The organism is Agrococcus sp. GW821-FHT14H11, assembly GCF_058803545.1.
Window position 1 is genome coordinate 1 of the sequence record NZ_JBXAPA010000012.1, and the last position, 5,075, is coordinate 5,075.

Annotated in this window: 6 protein-coding genes; 3 read left to right on the forward strand and 3 right to left on the reverse strand. The window is 72.4% G+C overall.

Going from position 1 to position 5,075, the window contains the following annotated elements; all coding sequences use genetic code 11:
• The first annotated feature begins 117 nt into the window (after window positions 1-117).
• Genes AC1RNL_RS12245 through AC1RNL_RS12255 form a run of 3 tightly spaced genes read left to right on the forward strand, consistent with a single transcriptional unit; the run spans window position 118 to window position 2,305 of the window.
• A complete protein-coding gene (locus tag AC1RNL_RS12245) occupies window positions 118-537 on the forward strand; it encodes a MarR family winged helix-turn-helix transcriptional regulator (protein WP_492935391.1) in 420 nt (139 codons plus the stop codon).
• Between the two features lie 11 nt (window positions 538-548).
• Window positions 549-1,799: an MFS transporter gene (locus tag AC1RNL_RS12250; protein WP_492935392.1), complete on the forward strand. Its 1,251-nt coding sequence runs from the start codon at window positions 549-551 to the stop codon at window positions 1,797-1,799.
• 35 nt (window positions 1,800-1,834) lie between these two features.
• Window positions 1,835-2,305, forward strand: a complete 471-nt coding sequence (locus AC1RNL_RS12255) for a DUF427 domain-containing protein (RefSeq protein WP_128189334.1) — start codon at window positions 1,835-1,837, stop codon at window positions 2,303-2,305.
• A 6-nt stretch (window positions 2,306-2,311) separates the two neighbouring features.
• Here the strand turns inward: AC1RNL_RS12255 and AC1RNL_RS12260 are convergent, their stop codons facing one another.
• The 3 genes from AC1RNL_RS12260 to AC1RNL_RS12270 all read right to left on the reverse strand — a co-directional run bounded on the left by AC1RNL_RS12260 (window position 2,312) and on the right by AC1RNL_RS12270 (window position 5,038).
• Entirely contained in the window at window positions 2,312-3,106 is a 795-nt protein-coding gene (locus tag AC1RNL_RS12260) for a sulfite exporter TauE/SafE family protein (RefSeq protein WP_240671318.1), read from the reverse strand.
• Entirely contained in the window at window positions 3,103-3,942 is an 840-nt protein-coding gene (locus tag AC1RNL_RS12265; protein WP_492935393.1) for a hypothetical protein, read from the reverse strand. Before AC1RNL_RS12265 ends, AC1RNL_RS12260 begins: the two co-directional genes overlap by 4 nt.
• 67 nt (window positions 3,943-4,009) lie before the next feature.
• Window positions 4,010-5,038: a cytochrome b/b6 domain-containing protein gene (locus tag AC1RNL_RS12270; protein ID WP_492935394.1), complete on the reverse strand. Its 1,029-nt coding sequence runs from the start codon at window positions 5,036-5,038 to the stop codon at window positions 4,010-4,012.
• Window positions 5,039-5,075 lie beyond the last annotated feature (37 nt).

Genomic DNA, 5,075 nt, shown 5'->3' on the forward strand with positions numbered 1-5,075 from the left:
ATGCCCTCAGAGTTTCGCGGGCATTCCTACGTGAGGCACCGCAAACCTGTCGCGGGCACTTCACGTGAGTCTCGTCGCGACCTGTCCCCCTGGCAGATCGTGAGGTAGGCTAACGACATGCCTGCCATCGCCCTCGCCGACTCCCTCCGAGTGGCGCTCGTGCGCATGGGACGCCGCATGCGCCGCGAGCGCGCCGACGAGAACCTGTCGCTCCACCACCTGTCCGCGCTCGGGGCGATGCAGCAGCTGGAGGAGCCGACGCTCGCCCGCATCGCCGCCGCCGAGTGCGTCAAGCCGCCCAGCATGGTGAAGACGCTGCAGCACCTGGAGTCGCTCGACTACGTCGAGCGCAGCGCCCACCCGAGCGACGGGCGGATGGTGATCTTCCGCATCAGCGGCAAGGGCGAGCAGATGATCAACGAGACGCGGGAGCGCCGCAACCGGGCGCTCGCCGATGCCATCGAGCAGCTCGACGCCGAGGAGCGCGCCACGCTCGAGCGAGCCGTGCCCATCATCGAACGGCTGGCCGAGCAATGATGTTCCGCTCGTTGCGCCTCTTCAACTACCGCACGTGGTTCACCGGCGCCCTGATCTCGAACGTCGGGGCGTGGATGCAGTCCACCGCCCTGTCGTGGACGGTCCTGACCGTGCTCACGAACAACGACGCATCCGCCGTGGGTCTCAACATGGCCCTGCAGTTCGGGCCGCAGCTGCTGCTCGTGCCCGTCTCCGGGCTGATCGCCGACAAGTACGACCGGCGCAAGGTGCTGCTCGTGACGCAATCGGCGATGGGGGTGCTCGCGCTCATCCTCGGCGTGGTCGTCACCGCCGGGATCGTCGAGCTGTGGCACGTGCAGGTGTTCGCGCTCGCGTTCGGCATCGTGCAGGCGTTCGACATGCCGGCCCGGCAGGCGTTCGTCTCCGAGCTCGTCGGGCAGGACGACATCGGCAACGCCGTCGCGCTCAACTCCGCCTCGTTCCACGGCGCCCGGCTCGTCGGCCCGGCCGTCGCGGGCGTGCTGATCGCGCTCGTCGCCCCCGGCCCCGTCTTCCTCATCAACGCGCTGACGTTCATCGCCATGCTCGTCGCGCTCATGCGCATCCGCACCTCCGAGATGCAGCCGAGCCCGCGCGGGGCGAAGGGCTTCGGCGACATCGTGCAGGGCTTCCGCTACGTGCGGAAGCGCGGCGACCTGCTCATCGTCTTCGCGATGGCGTTCATCCTCGGCACGTTCGGCCTGAACTTCCCCATCTACATCTCGACCATGACGAGCGTCGAGTACCAGGCCGAGGCCGACACCTTCGGCGTCCTCTCGAGCGCGATGGCGATCGGCTCGGTGACGGGCGCCCTGCTCGCGGCCCGCTCGGCGAGGCCCCGCTGGACGTTCATCATCGGCGGCATCGGCCTGTTCGTGCTCGCGTGCGCCTTCGCCGCCGTCGCCCCGCACATCATCGTCTTCGGCGTCGCGCTCGTCGTCGCCGGCTTCACCGCGCAGCTGTTCATGACCAACGCGAACGCGATGGTGCAGCTCACGAGCGCGCCCGAGATGCGCGGCCGCGTGATGGCGCTGTACGGCGCCGTCTTCATGGGCGGCACGCCCATCGGGGCGCCGATCGTCGGCTGGGTGGCGGATGCGTGGGGTCCCCGCGCGGGCATCATGGTCGCGTCGGTCACGTGCCTGCTCGCGTTCGCCCTGGGTGCCGTCTGGTGGATCAAGGCCCGCCGCGACGACCGCATGAGCCGCACCGGCACGCTGACGCTGCCGCCGGCGACGGAGTCCGTCGACGTCGTGAAGTGACCGAAGCCGCCGCAGGCGGTGCGAGGGAGGATCGGATGCGCCAGGTCGAGTCGGTGTGGGACTACCCGCGGCCGCCGCGGGTCGAGCCGAGCGACGAGCTCGTGCGGGTCGTGCTCGGCGGCGAGGTGATCGCCGAGACGCGCGCATCGCTGCGGGTGCTCGAGACGAGCCATCCGCCCACCTACTACCTGCCGCGCGACGCGTTCGTCGAGGGCGCGCTGTCGCAGGCACCGGGCGCGAGCGTCTGCGAGTGGAAGGGCCGCGCGAGCTACCTGACCGTCTCGGGCGGCGACCGCTCGGAGCAGGGCGCGGCGTGGACCTACCCGGTGCCGCGGCCCGGCTTCGAGGCGCTGCGCGACCACGTCGCGATCTACCCCGGCCGCATGGAGCGCGTCGAGGTCGACGGCGAGCAGGTCGTGCCGCAGGAGGGCGGCTTCTACGGCGGCTGGATCACCTCGCGCGTCACCGGACCCTTCAAGGGCGCGCCGGGCACGCGCGGCTGGTAGCCGCCGCTACTCCTTGTGGCCCTGCTTCCACGCCTCCACCACGAGGCGCACGATGAGCAGCGCCAGGAACACGGCGAAGACGACGGATGCGGTGCGCGGGTCGAGCGCGGCCGCGGCGGCCGCGCCGAGCGCGGTCGTGACGCTCGCCGACAGCCCGACGATCACCGCGGCGATGAGGTCGACGTTCTTGCGGCGCAGGTTGCCGATCGTGCCCGAGATCGCGGTCGGGATCATCATCGCGAGCGACGTGCCCTTCGCGACCAGGTCGCTCTGCCCGAAGACCAGGATGAGCATCGGCACGACGACGATGCCGCCGCCGACGCCGAGGATGCCCGAGAGCACGCCGGTGACGAAGCCGAGCACGACGAGCCCGATGATCGGCAGCACGTCGAGCTGCAGCTCCGCGTCGCGCGACGGCACCGCGAAGAACAGGCTCACGGCGACCGCGATGAGGAAGACGATGAACGCCCAGCGGATCGCGACGACCGGCAGCTTGTGCAGCAGGTGCGCGCCGACCTGCGCGCCGACGACCGAGCCGATCACGAGGATGAGCGCGACGAGCCAGTCGACGTTCCCGGCGACGGCGTAGCTGCCGACGCCCACGAGCGCGGCGGGCACGATCGCGGCGAGCGACGTGCCGGCGGCGAGGCGGCGCGGGAAGCCCGCGGCGAGCGCGAGCAGCGGCACGATGACGATGCCGCCGCCGATGCCGAACATGCCCGAGAGGAAGCCGGCGAAGAGGCCGATGCCGACGAGGGCCCAGATCGGGCGGCGGTGGTCGGTCTCCAGCTCGTCAGTCACCCGTCCATTCTGCCGTGCGCCGGCGCATCCGCCCGCCGTGCCCTGCGGCTACGCCGCGGGCGCCGCCTTCGGGCGCATGGCGTGCGCCATCCACCACCAGGTGAAGACGCCGACCGCGGTGTGCACGACGACGCCCACGAGGATGCCGATGAGCACGACCGCGATGCCCGGCCGAGCAGCTGGCCGCCGTCGAGGGCGGTGCCGTCGAAGCCCATGCCGCCGAACCCGTCGCCGTCGGAGCCGTCGGTGCCCTGGCCGCCCCAGGGGGCGCCCATCATGGGCACACCGCCGAACGGCATCGTGATGCCCGACATGAGGCCCGTGAGCACGTTGGTGCCGACGAGCGCGATGCCCCAGCCGGCGAAGGTGATGCCGACCGGGTGCTCGACGCCGGGCCCGCGCAGCATGCGGATGCTGACGAGGAAGCCGACGACCAGCAGCACCAGGCCGACGACGACGCCCACGATGAAGGCGACGGAGTACGAGGCGAGCCACTCGACCGCGCCGGGGAGGATCGGCGGCGTGCCGTCGAGGCCGCCGTTCCAGACGGCGGCGAGCGCGCTCAGGAGCCCCGCGACGAGGAACGGCAGGGCGAGGAGGCCGGCCGACGTGGTCGCGATGTGCAGGCCGAGCCAGCTGATGCCGCCGCCGACGCCGCCGGCGAGGCGGGCGCGGCGGGCAGCCTGCCGGGTGAGCGGCGGACGCGCGGGCTGGGGCGCGGCCGTCGCGGAGGACAGGTGGCCGTGCGGCTGGGGCGCAGCGGCAAAGGGCTGCGCGTGGGGCATCATCTGCGGTCCGGGTGCGCCGGGCTGCGGGGCAGGGTTGGGCACCGTCATGGCGCCACCGTACGCCCGGCGGGAGGCCGCGAACAGGCCCCGTGACCGCCCGGGCGCGGCGTGGCGCTCACCTCGACGAGACCGTGCCGAAGCGCTGCGCGATCGGCACGAGCAGCGCCGGCCGGGCGGCGATCCACGCGCCCGCGATCACGAGCAGCGAGCCCGCGAACCAGAGGAACCCGATCCAGTCGTCGGCGTCGCGCGCGGCGTACATGTGGTTGAGGTTGCGCAGCGCCCCGGTGGTGAGCACGAGCAGCACGTGCGTGACGATGAAGACCACGAAGTAGAGCATCACCGGGAAGTGCACGGCCCGCGCCCACGCGATCGGGTAGGCGCGGTCGAGCCGCTCGTTGCCCTTCGGCCACCAGCCGCTCATGCGCACGCCCGTGATGATCGCGAGCGGCGCCGCGATGAAGACGGTGGCGAAGTAGGCGAGCTGCTGCAGCGCGTTGTAGGCGACCCAGCCGTCCTCGACGGGCCAGTCGAGGGTCGCGTACTGCAGGCCGGCCGAGATCGCGTGCGGCACGACCTCCCACGTGGTCGGCACGATGCGCATCCACTGCCCCGTCGCGATGAGCAGCACGACGAACACGACGCCGTTGAGCACCCAGAGCACGTCGAGGCTCGTGTGGAGCCACACGGTGAGGGATGCCTTGGTGCCGGTGCGCCTCGAGGTCCAGTAGGCCTCGGGCTTGCGCTCGGCGCGCACCTGCAGGCCCGAGCGGATGATGAGCACGATGAGCAGCGCGTTCGCGAAGTGCGACCAGCTGAGCCAGGGCGGGATGCCGACGGGGGCGCCCTCGGGCAGCGGCGCGGTGCCGTGGTACTGCTCGACGAACGCGGCGATCGGCTCGAGGCCGACGAACCAGCGCGCGATGGCGACGAGGATCGTGGCGGCGCCGACGACGGCGAGCGCGACGAGCACGCCGGCGGCGATCCACTGGCGGCGCGTGGCGGGGCGGAGGCCGGGTGCGGTCTCCTTCGCGGGGGTCGTCTCGACTCCGGCGCTCCGCGCCGGGCTCGACGAGCGGGTGGGGGCGGCCGCCGGCGGCGCCGCTTCCTCCGCCGATCGAGGAGCGGCCGCAGGCCACGGCACTTCCCCCGCTGATCGAGGAGCGGCCGCAGGCCGCGTC

Excerpts from the sequence above, each read along its gene's own strand:
- AC1RNL_RS12265 (WP_492935393.1), bottom strand. The coding sequence starts at position 3,942 with ATGACGGTGCCCAACCCTGCCCCGCAGCCCGGCGCACCCGGACCGCAG.
- AC1RNL_RS12255 (WP_128189334.1), top strand. The coding sequence starts at position 1,835 with ATGCGCCAGGTCGAGTCGGTGTGGGACTACCCGCGGCCGCCGCGGGTC.
- AC1RNL_RS12245 (WP_492935391.1), top strand. The coding sequence starts at position 118 with ATGCCTGCCATCGCCCTCGCCGACTCCCTCCGAGTGGCGCTCGTGCGC.